Below are 19,205 nucleotides of genomic sequence, written 5' to 3' on the forward strand. Positions count from 1 at the left end.
ATACACGAGGGGCCGAAGACGCTGTCGTCTTCGGCCCCGTGACGCCTAGAGCGCGCTCTCGACCCAGGCCGGAACGCTCTCCAGCGCCGCCGGCAGGGCCGCGGCGTCGCTGCCGCCGGCCTGCGCCATGTCGGGTCGGCCGCCACCCTTGCCGCCGACCTGACCGGCCACGTGGTTGACCAGCGCCCCGGCCTTGACCCTGGCGGTGAGATCATCGGTGACGCCGGCGATCAGGCTGACCTTGCCGGCCGCCTCATCGGCCACGCCGAGCACCACGATGCCGGAGCCCAGCTTGTTCTTGAGCTGGTCGAGCATGCCGCGCAGCTCCTTGCCGGAGACGCCTTCCAGGCGCTTGGCCAGGACCTTGACGCCCTTGATCTCGCGGGCCTCGTCGAGCAGGTCGTTGCCGGCGGCGCTGGCCAGCTTGGCCTTGAGCCGCTCGAGCTCCTTCTCCAGGCCGCGGTTGCGCTCGACCAGCGACTCGACGCGCTCCTCGACCTGCTCGGGCTTGGCCTTGAGGCGCTCGCCGATGCGCTCGACGCGGGCTTCCTGCTCGCGGAAGTAGCTCAGCGCCGCCTCGCCGGTGATCGCCTCGATGCGGCGCACGCCGGAGGCCACGCCGGCCTCGCTGACGATATGGAAGCAGCCGATGTCGCCGCTGCGGCGCACGTGGGTGCCGCCACACAGCTCGATCGAGAAGTCGTCGGCGCCGATGGTCAGGACCCGCACGCTGTCGGCGTACTTGGCCTCGAACAGCGCCGCGGCGCCCTTCTCCTTGGCCTGGTCCAGGGTCATGTGCTCGATCACGGTATCGGCGTTGGCCAGCACCTGCTCGTTGACCAGGCGCTCGACCTCGGCCAGCTGCTCGGCGGTCATCGGCTCGAAGTGGCTGAAGTCGAAGCGCAGGCGCTCCGGCGTCACCAGCGAGCCCTTCTGCTCGACGTGCTCGCCGAGCACCATGCGCAGCGCCTGGTGCATCAGGTGAGTGGCCGAGTGGTTGCGCACGCTGGCCGCGCGCAGGCCGGCGTCGACCCGCGGCGTCACCGCGTCGCCGACCGCCAGCGCCCCCTCGAGCAGCACGCCGTGGTGCAGGTGGTGGCCGCCCTGCTTCTGGGTATCGGTGACCAGGAAACGGCCACCCTCGAATGCCAGATAGCCGGTGTCGCCCACCTGGCCGCCGGACTCGGCGTAGAAGGGCGTGCGATCCAGCACCACCATGCCGCGCTGCTCGACCTCGAGGCCGTCCAGCGGGTTGCCCTCGCGGTCGACGAGGGCGGTGACGGCGGCCCGATCCTCGAGGCGCTCGTAGCCGGTGAAGTCGGTCTCGCCTTCCAGGTCGAGCGACGCCTCGTAGGCGGCGCCGAACTGGCTGGCCGCCCGGGCGCGCTCGCGCTGGGCCTCCAGCTCGCGCTCGAAGCCGGCCTCGTCGAGGGTCACGCCGCGCTCGCGGCAGACGTCGGCGGTCAGGTCGTAGGGGAAGCCGTAGGTATCGTAGAGCTTGAACACCGTCTCGCCCGGCAGGGTGTCGCCCTCGAGGCCGGCCAGCGCCTCCTCGAGCAGGCCCATGCCGTGATCGAGGGTGCGGGCGAACTGCTCCTCTTCCTTCAGCAGCACGCGCTCGATCTGAGGGCGTGCCTCGCGCAGCTCCGGATAGGCCCCGCCCATCTCGGCGTCCAGCGCGCCCACCAGCTGGTGGAAGAAGTTGCCCTTGGCGCCCAGCTTGTGGCCGTGGCGCACCGCGCGGCGGATGATCCGGCGCAGCACGTAGCCGCGTCCCTCGTTGGAGGGCAGCACGCCGTCGGTGATCAAGAAGGCGCAGGAGCGGATGTGGTCGGCGATCACGCGCAGCGAGGGCGTGGCGGTGTCGTCATGACCGGTGGCCCGGGCCGCCGCCTCGAGCAGGTTCTGGAACAGGTCGATCTCGTAGTTGGAGTGCACGCCCTGCATCACCGCGGCGATGCGCTCCAGGCCCATGCCGGTGTCGATGGACGGCTTGGGCAGCGGATGCATCTCGCCGGCCGCGTCGCGATCGAACTGCATGAACACCAGGTTCCAGATCTCGATGTAGCGGTCGCCGTCCTCCTCGGGGCTGCCGGGAGGGCCACCCCAGACCTCGGCGCCGTGATCGAAGAAGATCTCGGAGCTGGGGCCGCAGGGGCCGGTGTCGCCCATTTGCCAGAAGTTGTCCTCGTCGAGCTTGGAGAAGCGCTCCGGGTCGACGCCGATCTCGTCCTTCCAGATGCGCTCGGCCTCGTCGTCGCTGACGTGGACGGTGACCCACAGCTTCTCCTTCGGCAGGCCCAGCACCTCGGTGAGGAAGGTCCAGGCGAAGCCGATGGCGTCGCGCTTGAAGTAGTCGCCGAAGCTGAAGTTGCCCAGCATCTCGAAGAAGGTGTGGTGGCGGGCGGTGTAGCCGACGTTGTCGAGGTCGTTGTGCTTGCCGCCGGCGCGCACGCAGCGCTGGGCCGAGGTGGCGCGGACGTAGGGACGCGGATCGCGGCCGAGGAAGACGTCCTTGAACGGCACCATCCCGGCGTTGGTGAACAGCAGCGTCGGGTCGTTGCCCGGCACCAGGGAGCTGGACGGCACGATGGTATGCCCCTGCTCCTCGAAGTAACTCAGAAAGGCCTGTCTGATGTCTGCGCTTTTCATGGGGTATCCGTGGCGATAGGCATGGTGGCCCGCAGGACGGGCACGGCAGCCATCATCGGACTGCCACCCGGGGCACTGGAAAACACTGCACAAATCAATGAGCTGGCTCAAGCGAACGGCGCAGCGAGGCGGCAAAAGAATGCCCTGGCGGCGACCGTCCTGGCGTGCGAGCGCCGCGACGCGCGGTGATCGAACCGCGCCGGCATTCAGGCAGTGTCTTCTCCGCAAAGGGAGCCATTATAGCGCAGTGGTCGGACGACTAAAGGGGGCGGGAGGTCAGGGGTCGTCCCAGGCATGGGTCATGGCATGCCGCAGCTGGTCGAAATCGAAGCCGCGGCCGGCCAGAAAGCGTTCGCGCCGGGCCCGCTCGCGGGGCTCCTTCCCGGGGCCGGAGAAGCGCCGGGCGAGGGTCGCGGCGGCGAGCTCGAACCAGTCGACCTCGCCGCCGGCCTCGTCGAAGGCCCCGCGGGTGGTGGCGTCATCGACGCCGCGCCGGGAGAGCTCGGCGCGGATGCGCACCGGGCCCTGACCGCGAGCGACCCGGGAGCGCAGGAAGCTCTCGGCGAAGCGCGCATCGGACTGCAGCCCCTGCTCGATCAGCTCGTCGAGGCAGGCCTCGACCGCCTCGGGCGCGTGGCCCTTGGTGGCCAGGCGGTCGCGCAGCTCGGCCCGGGCATACTCGCGCCGGGCCAGCAGGCGGATGGCGTCGTCACGGGGCGTGGCGTCCTCCGATCGCACAGGGCCCACCATGGATCAGGACGACTCGCCGCCCGCGTCGGTGCTCGCCTCGGCCTCGGCGTCCTCTTCCTTGGGCTCCGGCGTGGACAGCAGCTGGGCGCGGATCTGGCTCTCGATCTCTTCCATGATCGCCGGGTTGTCCTCGAGGAACTGGGCGGCGTTGGCCTTGCCCTGGCCGATCTTGCTGCCCTGGTAGCTGTACCAGGCGCCGGCCTTGTCGACCAGGCCGCACTGCACGCCCAGGTCGACCACCTCGCCGGCGTGGTAGATGCCCTTGCCGTAGAGGATCTGGAACTCGGCCTGGCGGAACGGCGGCGAGACCTTGTTCTTGACCACCTTGACGCGGGTCTCGTTGCCGGTGACCTCGTCGCCCTGCTTGACCGAGCCGGTGCGGCGGATGTCGAGGCGCACGCTGGAGTAGAACTTGAGCGCGTTGCCGCCGGTGGTGGTCTCGGGGCTGCCGAACATCACGCCGATCTTCATGCGGATCTGGTTGATGAACACCACCATGCAGTTGGCGTTCTTGATGTTGCCGGTGATCTTGCGCAGCGCCTGGGACATCAGGCGGGCCTGCAGGCCGACGTGGGAGTCGCCCATCTCGCCCTCGATCTCGGCGCGCGGGGTCAGCGCCGCCACCGAGTCGATGATGATCACGTCGACGCCGCCGGAGCGCACCAGCATGTCGCAGATCTCGAGGGCCTGCTCACCGGTGTCCGGCTGGGAGACCAGCAGGTCGTCGAGGTTGACGCCGAGCTTCTCGGCGTAGCTCGGGTCCAGGGCGTGCTCGGCGTCGATGAAGGCGCAGGTCTTGCCCTGCTTCTGGGCCTGGGCGATCACCGACAGGGTCAGGGTGGTCTTGCCCGAGGATTCCGGGCCGAAGATCTCGACCACGCGGCCATAGGGCAGGCCACCGATGCCCAGGGCGATGTCCAGCCCCAAAGAACCGGTGGACACCGACGGCATCACCACGCGCGGGGTATCGCCCAGGCGCATCACGGTGCCCTTGCCGAACTGGCGCTCGATCTGGGAAAGCGCGGCGTTGAGCGCCTTGGAACGATTGTCGTCCTGAGCCATGAGGGTCTCCTAAGCGATCGCCGTGACGCACGGCGATGACGAAACATTGGCGGAATGACGGCGCAGCGGCCGCCGAAAGCACTGTATGACTGCACAGTAGTATGACGAAAAAGCGGCCGCTCGGCCACCCCGAACCGACCCCGTCGACCGAGGCCGGACTAGCCGTCTTCCAGCTCGGCGATCAGCCCCTGGAGGGCCACGTTCACGGCCTGGTCGCGCACCGCATCGCGCTCGCCGGCGAAGTGGCGACGCTCGGTGCGCACCCGGCCCGGGGCGCCCCAGGCCAGCCACACCGTGCCCACCGGCTTGTCGGCGCTGCCGCCGCCGGGGCCGGCCACGCCGCTGATGGCCACGGCCAGATCGGCGCCGCTCTCGGTGCAGGCGCCGGCCACCATGGCCTCGACCACCTCGTGGCTGACCGCCCCGAAGCGCTCGAGCAGCGGCTCGGGCACGCCCAGCAGGCGCGTCTTGGCGGCGTTGGAATAGGTCACATAGCCGGTCTCGAAGTAGCCCGAGCTGCCGGCGATCTCGGTGATGGCATTCGCCACCCCGCCGCCGGTGCAGGACTCGGCGGTGGCGACGCTCGCGCCGCGCTCCCGGCACAGCGCGCCGAGGCGCTCGGCGAGACGGCACGTCTCGGGCGATACGGACATCGGCTTTTCTCCAGATTCTCGCATGCGGCCGGTCGCCACGGATCACGATGCGCGGGCGCCGGGGACAGATCGCAGAGGGGGTCCTATGCCAGGGATGGCATCGGTAGCGCTCACGGAAGGGTTCACAGCGCCCCCTCGCAGATCTGTCGCCGGATCAGCCCGCCGCAACGACGGCAACGCTGGCTCCGAGGTTGTCTTGATGACCCTGACGAAGGCCATCCTTGGGCGTAGAATACTGGCTTTGTCCGCGAGATGCATGGCACCTCACGCCATCCCGATATCCGCGTTTCTCACCGTCTCCACCGCCAGTCAGGGAAGCCCATGTCACAGGCCAGCACCAAGCCGCACACGCCGATGATGGCCCAGTATCTGAAGATCAAGCGCGAGCACCCCCAGGTGCTGCTGTTCTACCGCATGGGCGACTTCTACGAACTCTTCTTCGACGACGCCAAGCGCGCCGCGGCGCTGCTGGACATCACCCTGACCCAGCGCGGCCAGTCGGCCGGCCAGCCGATTCCCATGGCCGGCGTGCCCTATCACAGCGCCGAGGGCTATCTGGCGCGCCTGGTCGCCGCCGGCGAGTCGGTGGCCATCTGCGAGCAGATGGGCGACCCGGCCGCCGCCAAGGGCCCGGTGGAGCGCAAGGTGGTGCGCATCGTCACGCCCGGCACCCTCTACGACGAGGCGCTGCTCGACGCCCGCCGCGACAACCTGGTGGTGGCGATCCACCCGACCGGCGAGCGCTGGGGACTGGCCTGGCTGGAGCTCTCCAGCGGGCGCTTCAGCGTGCTCGAGGTGGAAGGCGAGTCCGAGATGCTGGCCGAGCTGACCCGCCTCGATCCGGCCGAGCTGCTGGTGGCCGACGGCCTGAGCCTGCCGCCGTCGCTCGAGGAGCGTCGCGGCCTGCGCCGCCAGAGCGACTGGCTGTTCGATCTGGAATCGGCCACCCGCACCCTGTGCGACCAGTTCGCCGTGCAGGACCTGCGCGGCTTCGGCTGCGCCCACCTGGAGGCCGCGCTCACCGCCGCCGGGGTGCTGATCGACTACGCCCGCGACACCCAGCGCTCGCAGCTGCCCCACGTCACCGCCATCGGCGTGGAGAGCCGCGACGACGCCGTGGTGATCGACGCCGCCAGCCGCCGTAACCTGGAGATCGACATCAACCTGGGCGGCGGCAGCGACAACACCCTGGCCAGCGTGCTCGACACCACCGCCACCGCCATGGGCTCGCGGCTGCTCAAGCGCTGGCTCAACCGCCCGCTGCGCGACCGCGACCGGGTCGGCGCCCGCCAGGCCGCCGTGGCCGCCCTGCTCGACCGCGACGGCTACCTGCCGCTGGGCGAGACGCTCAAGGCGATCGGCGACGTGGAGCGCATCCTGGCCCGGGTGGCGCTGTACAGCGCCCGCCCCCGCGACCTCGCCCGGCTGCGCGACGCCCTGGCGGCGCTGCCCGAGCTCGAGGCGGAACTCGCCGAGTACGACGACGGCACCGCCCTGGACGAGCTCAAGCGCCATATCCGCCCCTATCCCGCGCTCGCCGATACCCTGAGCCGCGCGCTGGTCGAGAACCCGCCGGTGGTGATCCGCGACGGCGGCGTGATCGCCGAGGGCTTCGATGCCGAGCTCGACGAGCATCGCGGCCTGGCCGAGCACGCCGGCGACTACCTGGTGCAGCTCGAGACCCGCGAGCGCGAGCGCACCGGGCTCTCCGGCCTCAAGGTCGGCTACAACCGGGTCCACGGCTACTACATCGAGATCCCCCGCGCCCAGGCCCGCGAGGCGCCGGTGGACTACATCCGCCGCCAGACGCTGAAGAACGCCGAGCGCTTCATCATCCCCGAGCTCAAGGAGTTCGAGGACAAGGCGCTGTCGGCCAAGTCCCGCGCCCTGGCCCGGGAGAAGCTGCTCTACGACGGCCTGCTCGACGACCTCAACGCCGAACTGGCGCCGCTGCAGGCCACCGGCCGCTCGCTGGCCGCGCTGGACGTGCTGGCCGCGCTGGCCGAACGCGCCCGCTCGCTGGACCTGGTCCGCCCGGCGCTGCCGGAGGCGCCGGGCCTCGACATCCGCGGCGGCCGCCACCCGGTGGTCGAGCGGGTCAGCGAGGCGCCCTTCGTGCCCAACGACATGGTGATGGACGACGAGCGGCGCATGCTGGTGATCACCGGCCCCAACATGGGCGGCAAGTCCACCTACATGCGCCAGGCGGCGCTGATCACCCTGCTCGCCCACACCGGCAGCTTCGTGCCGGCCGACAGCGCGAGCATCGGCCCGGTGGACCGCATCTTCACCCGCATCGGCTCCTCCGACGACCTGGCCGGCGGCCGCTCGACCTTCATGGTGGAGATGACCGAGACCGCCAACATCCTGCACAACGCCACCGACCACAGCCTGGTGCTGATGGACGAGATCGGCCGCGGCACCAGCACCTTCGACGGCCTGTCGCTGGCCTGGGCCAGCGCCGAGCACCTGACCCGCACCCGCGCCTTCACGCTGTTCGCCACCCACTATTTCGAGATGACCGCGCTGCCCGAGCAGGCCGCCGGGGTGGCCAACGTGCACCTGACGGCGGCGGAGCATCGCGACGGCATCGTCTTCATGCACCGGGTGGAAGACGGCCCGGCCAGCCAGAGCTACGGCCTGCAGGTCGCCCAGCTGGCCGGCGTGCCCCAGGGCGTGATCGCCCGGGCCCGGGAGAAGCTCGCCACCCTGGAGCAGCAGGAGGTCGACCAGGGCCAGCGCACGCCGAGCGCATCGAACGACGCCGACACCGCGCCCCAGCAGAACGACCTGTTCGCCAGCGCGCCGCATCCGGTGGTGGAGAGCCTCTCGGGGCTGGCACTGGACGAGCTGAGCCCGCGCCAGGCGCTGGAATGGCTGTATCAGTGGCAGCAGAACCTGTAGGGCGGGGCGCCGACGGCGAGCACGGGCGATCGTCATCGACTTGACACGCCATGGCTTGCGGGCGGCATGGCCGGCCGACTAAAATGGTTCGATCAAGTTCCACTTATTATAAAAGCAAAAGTTTTTATAACCTAATTCGACATTCAAGACCGACTGGCCGCGGCGCGCCCCGGCCGAGGAAGGGAGACTGGCATGACATTCGTCGTCACCGAGAACTGCATCAAGTGCAAGTACACCGACTGTGTCGAGGTCTGCCCGGTGGACTGCTTCTACGAGGGGCCCAACTTCCTGGTGATTCACCCGGACGAGTGCATCGACTGCGCGCTGTGCGAGCCCGAGTGTCCGGCCGAGGCGATCTTCTCCGAGGATGAGCTGCCGGAAGGACAGGAACAGTTCATCGAGATCAACGCCGAACTGGCGGAGACGTGGCCGAACATCGCCGAGAAGAAGGACCCGCTACCCGACGCCGAGGAATGGGACGGCAAGACCGGCAAGGCCGAGCTGCTGGAGCGCTGAGCCTCGGACGCCGCGCCCGGGTAGCGCGCCCGAACACGACGACGCCGAATGTCTCTCGACATTCGGCGTCGTCGTTTCGTGCTGCGATGAAGGAGAACATCCAGACAAAAGAAGGCGGCCCGAAGACCGCCCGCTCCTAGCCATCCTTGAGCGGCTCCCTCCGCTCGAACTCCTAGCCTTCCCTGCCCGGAAACCGCATCCTGCGACACCGGGCTCGGCTTGAGACTGCATCCCGTGGCGTCCTGCCGAGAGAGGCTCCGCTCTCCCTTGTCCCGCTGCCCATTCTGTCAGCCCTGAAGGAGTTCTCAACCACCCCCTCTCGCTCGGGGCACCATCCTCTCGCGCACAAACAGGAAAAATTTCTTTCAATAACAATGACATAAAAAAACCGGCGCCCAATGGGCGCCGGTTTTCCCGAGCAAAATGTCACGAATCTCGTCAGCGCCGTGTAGGCGATCTCCTACACGAAGGCCACCGACGAGCGCCGCTCATTGCCCCTTGATGGCGCTCAGGCCCGGGTAGTCGACGCGCTCACCGAGCTCCTGCTCGATCACCAGCAGACGGTTGTACTTGGCGACGCGATCGGAGCGGCACAGCGAACCGGTCTTGATCTGGCCGGCGGCGGTGCCCACGGCCAGGTCGGCGATGGTGGTGTCCTCGGTCTCGCCGCTGCGGTGGGAGATCACCGCGGTGAAGCCGGCGTCCTGGGCCATCCGGATCGCGTCCAGGGTCTCGGACAGCGAGCCGATCTGGTTGAACTTGATCAGGATCGAGTTGCCGATCTGCTCGTCGATGCCGCGCTTGAGGATGCGGGTGTTGGTGACGAAGAGATCGTCGCCGACCAGCTGGACCTTGTCGCCGATCTTGTCGGTCAGCGCCTTCCAGCCCGCCCAGTCGGACTCGTCCATGCCGTCCTCGATGGAGACGATCGGGTACTGCTCGCTGAGGTCGGCCAGGTAGTCGGCGAAGCCGGCGGCGTCGTACTGCTTGCCCTCGCCGGAGAGGTCGTAGACGCCGTCCTTGTAGAACTCGGAGGAGGCGCAGTCCAGCGCCAGGGTGATGTCGCGACCCAGCTCGTAGCCGGCGTCGGACACCGCCTGCTTGATCACCGCCAGGGCCTCGGCGTTGGACGCCAGGTTCGGCGCGAAGCCGCCCTCGTCGCCCACGGAGGTGGACAGGCCGCGGCCGGCGAGGACCTTCTTCAGGGCGTGGAAGATCTCGGCGCCCATGCGCAGGCCCTCGCGGAAGCTCGGCGCGCCCACCGGCTGGATCATGAACTCCTGGATGTCGACGTTGTTGTCGGCATGCTCGCCGCCGTTGAGGATGTTCATCATCGGCACCGGCATGCGGAACCGGCTCGGCTGACCGTAGAGCTCGGCGATGTGGGCGTAGAGCGGCGTGCCCTTGGCGTTGGCCGCGGCCTTGGCGGCGGCCAGCGACACCGCGAGGATGGCGTTGGCGCCCAGGGTGGCCTTGTTGTCGGTGCCGTCGAGCTCGAGCATGGCCTCGTCCAGGGCACGCTGGTCACGCGCGTCCATGCCGACCAGACGCTCGCGGATGACGCCGTTGGCGGCCTCCACGGCCTTCAACACGCCCTTGCCCAGATAGCGGGACTTGTCGCCATCACGCAGCTCGAGGGCCTCGCGGGAACCGGTGGAGGCTCCGCTGGGGGCACAGGCCGTGCCCACGGCACCGCTCTCCAGCCGCACTTCGGCCTGAACGGTGGGATTGCCGCGGGAATCGAGCACCTCGAGGGCGCGAACATCGACGATCTTGGTCATGTTGTCTCGTCCTTAATGAGTCAGCGTGAGTGAGTCAGCGTTGGGGTCAGGAAATCTCGAGCGGCGCGAAGCCCTTGACCAGCTCGTCGAGCGCCTTGAGCTGGGACAGGAAGGGCTCGAGACGATCGAGCGGCAGGGCGCAGGGGCCGTCGCACTTGGCGTTGTCCGGGTCCGGGTGGGACTCCAGGAACACCCCGGCGAGCCCCACGGCCACGCCGGCGCGGGCCAGCTCGGCGACCTGGGCGCGACGCCCGTCGGCGCTGTCGGAACGACCGCCCGGGCGCTGCAGGGCGTGGGTGACGTCGAACAGCAGCGGGTAGCCGGTCTCCTTCATCTCGCCGAAGCCGAGCATGTCGACCACCAGGTTGTTGTAGCCGAAGCTGGTGCCGCGCTCGCACAGGATCAGCCGGTCGTTGCCGGCCTCCTCGCACTTGCGCAGGATGTGGCGCATCTCATGAGGCGCCAGGAACTGGGGCTTCTTGATGTTGATCGCCGCGTCGGTCTCGGCCATCGCCACCACCAGATCGGTCTGGCGGGCGAGGAAGGCCGGCAGCTGGATGACGTCGGCCACTTCGGCGGCGGGGGCCGCCTGCCAGGGCTCGTGCACGTCGGTGATGATCGGCACGCCGAAGCGTTCCTTCACCTCGGCGAGGATCTCGAGCCCCCGGTCGAGACCGGGGCCGCGGAAGGAATGGATGGAGCTGCGGTTGGCCTTGTCGAAGCTGGCCTTGAACACGTACGGCATGCCGAGCCGGCCGGTGACCTCGACGTAGGCCTCGGCCACCTCGAGGGCCAGCTCGCGGGATTCCAGCACGTTCATGCCGCCGAACAGCGTCAGCGGCTGGTCATTGCCGACCCGGAGGCCGGCAATGTCGATCAGGCGTTCCGGGACGGACATGACGCTCACTCCTGTGGGGTGCTCTGGGCGCGGGTGCGCGCCGCCTTGTGTTCCAGCGCCGCGTTCACGAAGCCGGTGAACAGCGGATGGCCGTCACGCGGCGTGGAGGTGAACTCCGGATGGAACTGGCAGGCCACGAACCAGGGATGATCGGGCAGCTCGACCATCTCCACCAGCGAGCTGTCGACGCTGCGACCGGAGACCACCAGGCCGGCCTTCTCGAGGTCGGCGACGAACTGGTCGTTGACCTCGTAGCGGTGACGGTGACGCTCGACGATTTCCTCGTTGCCATAGGCCTCGCGGGCCCTGGAGCCGGCCGCCAGATGGCAGACCTGGCCGCCCAGGCGCATGGTGCCGCCCAGATCGGAGGCCTCGTCGCGCAGCTCGATCTTGCCTTCCGGGCTCAGCCACTCGGTGATCAGGCCCACCACCGGGTGCTGGGTGTCGTGGGTGAACTCGGTGGAGTTGGCGTCGGTCCAGCCGGCCACGTGGCGGGCGAACTCGATCACCGCGACCTGCATGCCGAGGCAGATGCCGAGATACGGGATGTCGTTCTCGCGGGCGAAGCGGGCCGTTTCGATCTTGCCTTCCACGCCGCGCTCGCCGAAGCCGCCGGGCACCAGGATGGCGTCCTTGCCGGCCAGGCGCTCCGGGCCATGACGCTCGATGTCCTCGGAGTCGATGTAGTCGATGTTGACCTTCACGCGGCTCTGGATGCCGGCGTGCACCAGCGCCTCGTTGAGCGACTTGTAGGCGTCGAGCAGCTCCATGTACTTGCCGACCATGGCGATGTTGATCGACTTGAGCGGATTGAGCTTGGCGTCGAGCACGCGGATCCACTCGGTCAGGTCGGCCTCGCCGGCCTCCAGGCGCAGCTTGTCGCAGACGAACTCGTCGAGGCCATGCTCGTGGAGCATCAGCGGAATGCGATAGATGGTATCGGCGTCCTGCAGCGGAATGACCGCCCGCTCCTCGACGTTGGTGAACAGCGCGATCTTGCGGCGCTCGGTCTCCTCGAGCTCGACCTCGCTGCGGCAGATCAGGATATCCGGCTGGATGCCGATCGAGCGCAGTTCCTTGACGCTGTGCTGGGTCGGCTTGGTCTTGGTCTCGCCGGCGGTCTGGATGTAGGGCACCAGGGTCAGGTGCATGAAGATCGCCCGGCTCGCGCCCAGCTCGCTGCGAATCTGACGGATCGATTCGAGGAACGGCAGCGACTCGATGTCGCCCACGGTGCCACCGATCTCGACCAGCGCCACGTCGGCGTCCTTGCCGCCTTCATAGACGCGGTGCTTGATCTCGTCGGTGATGTGCGGAATCACCTGCACGGTGCCACCCAGGTAGTCGCCGCGGCGCTCCTTGCGCAGCACGTGCTCGTAGACGCGCCCGGTGGTGAAGTTGTTGGCCTGGCTCATCTTCGTGCGGATGAAACGCTCGTAGTGGCCGAGGTCCAGGTCGGTTTCCGCCCCATCCTCGGTGACGAACACCTCGCCATGCTGGAAGGGACTCATGGTGCCCGGATCCACATTGATGTAGGGATCGAGCTTGAGCATGGTGACCTTGAGGCCCCGTGCCTCGAGAATCGCCGCCAGCGAGGCCGACGCGATGCCCTTGCCGAGAGAGGACACAACGCCGCCGGTCACGAAGATATATCGTGTCATGGAGAACCTGTCGAAACGTGATCGGTAGGCCCGGCAGGAAGCCGCGCCAGGATGGGACGACAGGATAGCAGAGAGCGTTCCCCGGCTCAATTTGGGCTGCGCGCCGGCCGCCTCCCGCCCCACCGGCAACGAAAAACCCCGAGGCCGGCGCCTCGGGGCTGGCGTGTCGAGCGTCGCTCGGCGCCTAGACGTCCAGGTAGTCGAGGATGCCCTCGCCGGCCTGACGCCCCTCGTACACGGCGGTGACCACCAGGTCGGAGCCGCGCACCATGTCACCCCCGGCGAAGATCTTCTCGTTGGTGGTCTGGAAGGCGTAGGCCCCCTGCTCCGGCGCCTTGACCCGACCCTTCTCGTCGACCTGGATGCCCACGGTCTCGAACCAGGGCGCCGGGCTCGGCTGGAAGCCGAAGGCGATGACCACGGCATCGGCCGGCACCACTTCCTCGGAGCCCGGCACCACCTCGGGACGCTGGCGACCGTTCTCGTCGGGCTCGCCGAGGCGAGTGCGCACGACCTTCACGCCCTCGACCCTGTCCTCGCCGACCACCGCCACCGGCTGGCGGTTGAACAGGAATTCGACGCCCTCCTCGCGGGCATTGGCCACTTCCTTGCGCGACCCGGGCATGTTGTCCTCGTCGCGACGATAGGCACAGGTCACCGCCTCGGCCCCCTGGCGGATGGCGGTGCGGTTGCAGTCCATGGCGGTATCGCCGCCGCCGAGGACCACGACCTTCTGGCCTTCCAGCGAGACGTAGTCCGCCGGATCCTTCTCGAAGCCCAGGCAGTGGTTCACGTTGGCGATCAGGTAGTCGAGCGCCTTGTGCACGCCCGGCAGATCCTCGCCAGGGAAGCCGCCTTCCATGTACTTGTAGGTGCCCATGCCGAGGAACACCGCGTCGTACTCGGCGAGCAGCCTGTCGAACAGCATGTCCTGGCCGATCTCCACGCCCAGGCAGAACTCGACGCCCATCTCCTCGAAGACGGCGCGACGACGCTCCATGACGGTCTTCTCGAGCTTGAACTCGGGGATGCCGAAGGTCAGCAGGCCGCCGATCTCGGGGTTCTTGTCGAACACCACCGGCTTGACGCCGTTGCGCACCAGGATGTCCGCGCAGCCGAGGCCGGCCGGGCCGGCGCCGATGATCGCCACCTTCTTGTCGGTCCAGGTGACCCGGGACATGTCCGGGCGCCAGCCCATGGCGAAGGCGGTGTCGGTGATGTACTTCTCCACCGAACCGATGGTCACCGCGCCGAAGCCGTCATTGAGGGTGCAGTCGCCCTCGCACAGGCGATCCTGCGGGCACACCCGGCCGCACACCTCGGGCAGCGAGTTGGTGCGGTGGGAGAGCTCGGCGGCCTCCAGGATGTTGCCCTCACTGACCAGCTGCAGCCAGTTGGGAATGTAGTTGTGAACCGGGCACTTCCACTCGCAGTAGGGGTTGCCGCAGTGCAGGCACCGATGCGCCTGGGTCGCGGCGTCCTGCGGCTGGAACGGCTCGTAGATCTCGGCGAACTGCTTCGCCCGCGTCGACGCCGCCTTCTTCTCGGGGTCCTGGCGACCCACGTCGATGAACTGGAAGTCGTTGTTCAAACGGTTGGCCATGTTACTCGCTCCTCTCTCCAGGCTTACTCGGGACGCCGACGGGATTCATCCAGCAGGCTGGCGAGACTCGCCGCCTTGGGCTTCACCAGCCAGAAGTGACGGATGAAGTCGCTGAAGTCCTCGAGGATGTCGTGACCGCGCCGGGAGCCGGTCTCCGCGACGTATTCCTCGATGATTTCCCTCAGGTGTCGCCGATGGGCCTCCATGGCCTCGGTGTTGACGCGGTGGATTTCCACCAGTTCATGGTTGTACTTGTCGACGAAGCTGCGGTCCTCGTCCAGCACGTAGGCGAAGCCGCCGGTCATGCCGGCACCGAAGTTGACGCCGACCTCGCCGAGCACGGTGACCAGGCCGCCGGTCATGTACTCGCAGCAGTGGTCGCCGGCCCCCTCGATCACCGCCCGGGCGCCGGAGTTGCGCACCCCGAAGCGCTCGCCGGCGGTCCCCGCGGCGTACAGCGTGCCGCCGGTGGCCCCGTACAGGCAGGTGTTGCCGATGATCGCCGTCTTGTGGCTCTCGAAGCCGCTGTCGCGGGGCGGCACGATGACCACCTTGCCGCCGTTCATGCCCTTGCCGACGTAGTCGTTGGCGTCGCCCTCGAGGTAGAGGTTGAGGCCGCGGGCGTTCCACACGCCGAAGCTCTGGCCGGCCACGCCGTTGAAGCGCACGGTCAGCGGCGCATCCTCGAGGCCCGCCTCCCCGTGCTGCTTGGCGATGGTGCCGGAGATCAGCGCGCCGACGGAGCGGTCGCAGTTGGTGATCGTGAAGTCGAACTCACCGCCGGACTTGTGCTCGATGGCCGACTCGAGCGCCTCGAGCACCTCCTGGTTCTTGGCGCCCGGATCGTGGGGCACGTTGCGGCTGACCTGACAGAACTGCGGCGCCTCGGCGGGCACGAAGTCGTTGGTCATCAGCGGCGACAGGTCCAGACGACGCTGGGAGTCCGTCACGCCCTCGATCGCCTCGAGCAGATCGGTGCGGCCGATCAGCTCGGTGAGCTGACGCACGCCCAGCAGGGCCATCAGCTCGCGCACCTCCTCGGCGATGAAGCGGAAGTAGTGCTTGACCATGTCGACGGTGCCGCGGAAGTGCTCGTCGCGCAGGGCCTGATGCTGGGTGGCCACGCCGGTCGCACAGTTGTTGAGGTGGCAGATTCGCAGGTACTTGCAGCCCAGGGCGACCATCGGGGCGGTACCGAAGCCGAAGCTCTCGGCGCCGAGGATCGCCGCCTTGATCACGTCGAGGCCGGTCTTCAGGCCGCCGTCGGTCTGCAGGCGAATCTTGTCGCGCAGGCCGTTGATGCGCAGCGCCTGATGGACCTCGGGCAGGCCGAGCTCCCAGGGGCTGCCGGCGTGCTTGATCGAGGTCAGCGGGCTGGCCGCGGTGCCGCCGTCATAGCCGGACACCGTGATCAGGTCGGCATAGGCCTTGGCCACGCCGGTGGCGATGGTGCCGATACCGGGCTCGGAGACCAGCTTCACCGACACCTGGGCGCTCGGATTGACCTGCTTGAGGTCGAAGATCAGCTGCGCCAGGTCCTCGATGGAGTAGATGTCATGGTGCGGCGGCGGCGAGATCAGGGTCACGCCGGGCACCGCGTAGCGCAGTCGGGCGATCAGGCCGTTGACCTTGCCGCCGGGCAGCTGGCCGCCCTCGCCGGGCTTGGCGCCCTGGGCCACCTTGATCTGCAGCACCTCGGCGTTGGCCAGATAGGCCGGCGTGACGCCGAAGCGACCGGAGGCGATCTGCTTGATCTTGGAGCTGCGGACGGTGCCGTAGCGCGCCGGATCCTCGCCGCCCTCGCCGGAGTTGGAACGACCGCCGGCCTCGTTCATCGCCTGCGCCAGGGCCTCGTGGGCCTCCGGCGACAGCGCGCCCAGCGACATGCCGGCGCTGTCGAAGCGCGGCAGCAGGTCCTCGACCGGCTCGACCTCGTCCAGCGGCAGCGCCGTCTCGGCGGGCTTGAGGCGCAGCAGGTCGCGGATGGTGGCCGGCTCACGGTCGTTGACCAGGCCCGCGAACCTCTTCCACTTGGCGTAATCGCCCTCCTGCACCGCTTCCTGCAGGGCCTTGACCACGTCCGGGTTGTAGGCGTGGTACTCGTGGCCGTGGACGTACTTCATCAGGCCGCCGTGGGAGATGCTCTTGCGCGGCGACCAGGCGTCCTTGGCCCGCAGCTCCTGCTGCAACTGCAGCTCGGCGAAGCCGGTGCCCTCGATGCGCGAGGCCATGCCGGTGAAGCACAGGTCCATGACCTCGGAGGCCAGGCCCACCGCCTCGAACAGCTGGGAGCCGCGATAGGAGGCCAGGGTCGAGATGCCCATCTTGGACAGGATCTTGAACAGCCCCTTCTGCAGCCCCTTGCGATAGTTCTCGCGGGCGTCGGCCGGGTTGCCGACCAGCTCGCCGGTACGATGCATGTCGGCCATGACCTGATAGGCCAGCCATGGATAGACCGCGGTGGCGCCGACGCCGAACAGCACCGCCATCTGGTGGGCGTCGCGGGCATAGCCGGTCTCGACGATCAGGTTGACCCGCGGGCGCAGCGCCAGCCGGCCGAGATGATGGTGCACGGCACCGACCGCCAGGGCGGCGTGGATCGGCAGCTGCCCCTTCGCCACCTCGGCGTCGGACAGCACTAGCAGCACCTTGCCGTCGCGGGCGGCCTGGGCGGCGTCGTCGCACAGCGCCTGCAGCGCCCCCTTGAGCCCGATGGTCTCGGGATCGTAGGCCAGCGACAGGGTGTGGCTGTTGAAGGCCGGGTCTTCATGGTTCACCAGGGCGGTGAACTTGCGCGGCGACAGCACCGGCGTGGTCAGCACCAGGCGATGGGCGTGATCCGGGGTCGCCTCGAAGACATTGAGTTCGGCACCGATGCAGCTCTCCAGCGACATCACGATCGACTCGCGCAGCGGGTCGATGGCCGGGTTGGTGACCTGGGCGAACTTCTGGCGGAAGTAGTCGGTCAGCAGGCGCTGCTTGCCGGACAGCACCGCCATGGGGGTGTCGTCGCCCATGGAGCCGACCGCCTCCTGGCCGCTCTCGGCCAGCGGACGCAGCACCTGGTCACGCTCCTCGAAGCTGACCTGGAACATCTTCTGTCGCACCGCCAGGGTCTCGGCATCCATGTTCTGGAAGCGGGCCAGCTCGGTCAGCGCGGACTCCAGATAGTTGGCCTCCTGCTTCAGCCAGCGCTTGTAGGGGTAGGCCGACTTGAGACGCGAGTCGATGTCCTGGGTGTGCAGGACCTCGCCGGTCTGGGTGTCCACGGCCAGGATCTGGCCCGGGCCGACGCGCCCCTTGGCCACCACGTCCTCCGGCTTGTAGTCGTAGGTGCCGATCTCGGAGGCCAGGGTGATGTAGCCGTTCTTGGTGATCACCCAGCGCGCCGGACGCAGGCCGTTGCGGTCGAGCATGCAGACCGCCTGACGGCCGTCGGTCATGACCACACCGGCCGGGCCATCCCACGGCTCCATGTGCATGGAGTTGTATTCGTAGAAGGCGCGCAGGTCGCCGTCCATGATCTCGACGTTCTGCCAGGCCGGCGGCACCATCATGCGCACCGCGCGATGCAGCTCCATGCCGCCGGTCAGCAGCACTTCCAGCATGTTGTCCATGCTCGAGGAGTCGGAGCCGGAGGTGTTGACGATCTCGTCGAGCTCGGCGATGTCGGGCAGGCGCTCGCTGACGAAGTTCTCCTTGCGGGAATTCGCCCAGCCGCGGTTGGCCTCGATGGTGTTGATCTCGCCGTTGTGGGCCAGCAGGCGGAACGGCTGGGCCAGCGGCCAGCGCGGCGCGGTGTTGGTGGAGAAGCGCTGGTGGAAGACGCAGATGGCGGTCTCCAGCCGCTCGTCACCCAGGTCGCGGTAGAAGGCCGGCAGGTCGACCGGCATCACCAGACCCTTGTAGGAGACGACCTCGGAGGACAGCGAACTGACGTAGAAGTCCTCGTCGTCGCGCAGCGCCTGCTCGGCGCGACGACGGGCCATGAAAAGCTCGACGTCGAAGGTGTCCGCGGCGGTGTCGCCGGGCTCGACGAACAGCTGGCGGATGCGCGGCAGGCAGTCCAGCGCCATGGGGCCGCAGACGCTCGGATCGACCGGCACGTCGCGCCAGCCCTGAACGGTCAGGCCACGGGACTCGAGCTCGCGCTCGAGGGTCGCGCGGGCGGCGGCCTCGCGGGCGTCGTCGTCGGGCAGGAAGATCGAGCCCACCGCGAAGCGGCTGCCCAGCTCCACGCCGAGCGATTCCTTGGCCACGGCGCGCATGAAGGCCTCGGGCATCTTCAGCAGCAGGCCGCAGCCGTCGCCGGTCTTGCCGTCGGCGGCGATGCCGCCGCGGTGGGTCATGCAGGTCAGCGACTCGATGGCCGTCTGCAGCAGATCGTGACTGGCCTGCCCTTCCATGTGGGCGATCAGACCGAACCCGCAGTTGTCACGAAACTCGCCGGGTTGATGAAGACCTCTGTTCATGGGCGTGCCTCAGGTATCGAAAGAGTTTTATTCGCAGTTTTTTATGGTATGCTTAGAGGTTTTTCTTCTTATTTGATGCCCGATTCGCGGCATCGAAACTGCGCGGCAAAAGGCTTCACAGAATAGCCATCCCCCCTCGACCGCGCAATGCCACGCCATCCCCTGGGCGCCAAAAACCTTCGGCAAATCCGCGACTTGTCGCAACCATCAACGAAAAAACCACGCTAACTCAACGAGTTGCAAACGACCGACC

The 19,205-nt window shown here is 68.2% G+C and carries 11 protein-coding genes; 2 read left to right on the forward strand and 9 right to left on the reverse strand.

Going from position 1 to position 19,205, the window contains the following annotated elements:
• Window positions 1-45 precede the first annotated feature (45 nt).
• The 4 genes from alaS to FIU88_RS14765 form a co-directional block, all read right to left on the reverse strand.
• Window positions 46-2,652 (reverse strand): alanine--tRNA ligase, encoded by a 2,607-nt coding sequence (gene alaS / locus FIU88_RS14750; protein ID WP_152479727.1) that lies wholly within the window; start codon window positions 2,650-2,652, stop codon window positions 46-48.
• Window positions 2,653-2,928: 276 nt separating this feature from the next.
• The gene (locus FIU88_RS14755) at window positions 2,929-3,402 is read right to left on the reverse strand and encodes a regulatory protein RecX (protein WP_152479728.1); all 474 of its coding nucleotides are present in this window, start codon (window positions 3,400-3,402) and stop codon (window positions 2,929-2,931) included.
• 3 nt (window positions 3,403-3,405) lie between these two features.
• Window positions 3,406-4,464, reverse strand: coding sequence for a recombinase RecA (gene recA / locus FIU88_RS14760; protein ID WP_016853507.1), 1,059 nt, complete (start codon window positions 4,462-4,464; stop codon window positions 3,406-3,408).
• 158 nt (window positions 4,465-4,622) lie between these two features.
• Window positions 4,623-5,117, reverse strand: a complete 495-nt coding sequence (locus FIU88_RS14765) for a CinA family protein (RefSeq protein ID WP_152479729.1) — start codon at window positions 5,115-5,117, stop codon at window positions 4,623-4,625.
• A gap of 321 nt (window positions 5,118-5,438) precedes the next feature.
• On the opposite strand from FIU88_RS14765, the gene mutS reads away from it, so the two are divergent.
• Window positions 5,439-8,021, forward strand: a complete 2,583-nt coding sequence (gene mutS, locus FIU88_RS14770; protein ID WP_152479730.1) for a DNA mismatch repair protein MutS — start codon at window positions 5,439-5,441, stop codon at window positions 8,019-8,021.
• A gap of 192 nt (window positions 8,022-8,213) precedes the next feature.
• On the forward strand, window positions 8,214-8,537 hold the full coding sequence (fdxA, locus tag FIU88_RS14775) for a ferredoxin FdxA (protein ID WP_016853504.1): 324 nt from the start codon (window positions 8,214-8,216) through the stop codon (window positions 8,535-8,537).
• 488 nt (window positions 8,538-9,025) lie between these two features.
• On the opposite strand, the gene eno is transcribed toward fdxA, so the two are convergent.
• The 5 genes from eno to gltB all read right to left on the reverse strand — a co-directional run bounded on the left by eno (window position 9,026) and on the right by gltB (window position 18,952).
• Window positions 9,026-10,318, reverse strand: coding sequence for a phosphopyruvate hydratase (gene eno / locus FIU88_RS14780; protein WP_152479731.1), 1,293 nt, complete (start codon window positions 10,316-10,318; stop codon window positions 9,026-9,028).
• Between the two features lie 46 nt (window positions 10,319-10,364).
• Window positions 10,365-11,216, reverse strand: coding sequence for a 3-deoxy-8-phosphooctulonate synthase (gene kdsA / locus FIU88_RS14785; protein WP_016853502.1), 852 nt, complete (start codon window positions 11,214-11,216; stop codon window positions 10,365-10,367).
• 5 nt (window positions 11,217-11,221) lie between these two features.
• Window positions 11,222-12,877 (reverse strand): CTP synthase, encoded by a 1,656-nt coding sequence (locus tag FIU88_RS14790; RefSeq protein ID WP_152479732.1) that lies wholly within the window; start codon window positions 12,875-12,877, stop codon window positions 11,222-11,224.
• Between the two features lie 184 nt (window positions 12,878-13,061).
• Window positions 13,062-14,480 (reverse strand): FAD-dependent oxidoreductase, encoded by a 1,419-nt coding sequence (locus tag FIU88_RS14795; RefSeq protein ID WP_152479733.1) that lies wholly within the window; start codon window positions 14,478-14,480, stop codon window positions 13,062-13,064.
• A 23-nt stretch (window positions 14,481-14,503) separates the two neighbouring features.
• Entirely contained in the window at window positions 14,504-18,952 is a 4,449-nt protein-coding gene (gene gltB / locus FIU88_RS14800; protein ID WP_152479734.1) for a glutamate synthase large subunit, read from the reverse strand.
• Between the last annotated feature and the right edge of the window lie 253 nt (window positions 18,953-19,205).

Origin of the sequence: Halomonas sp. THAF12 (genome assembly GCF_009363675.1) — a bacterium.
GTDB lineage: Bacteria > Pseudomonadota > Gammaproteobacteria > Pseudomonadales > Halomonadaceae > Halomonas > Halomonas smyrnensis.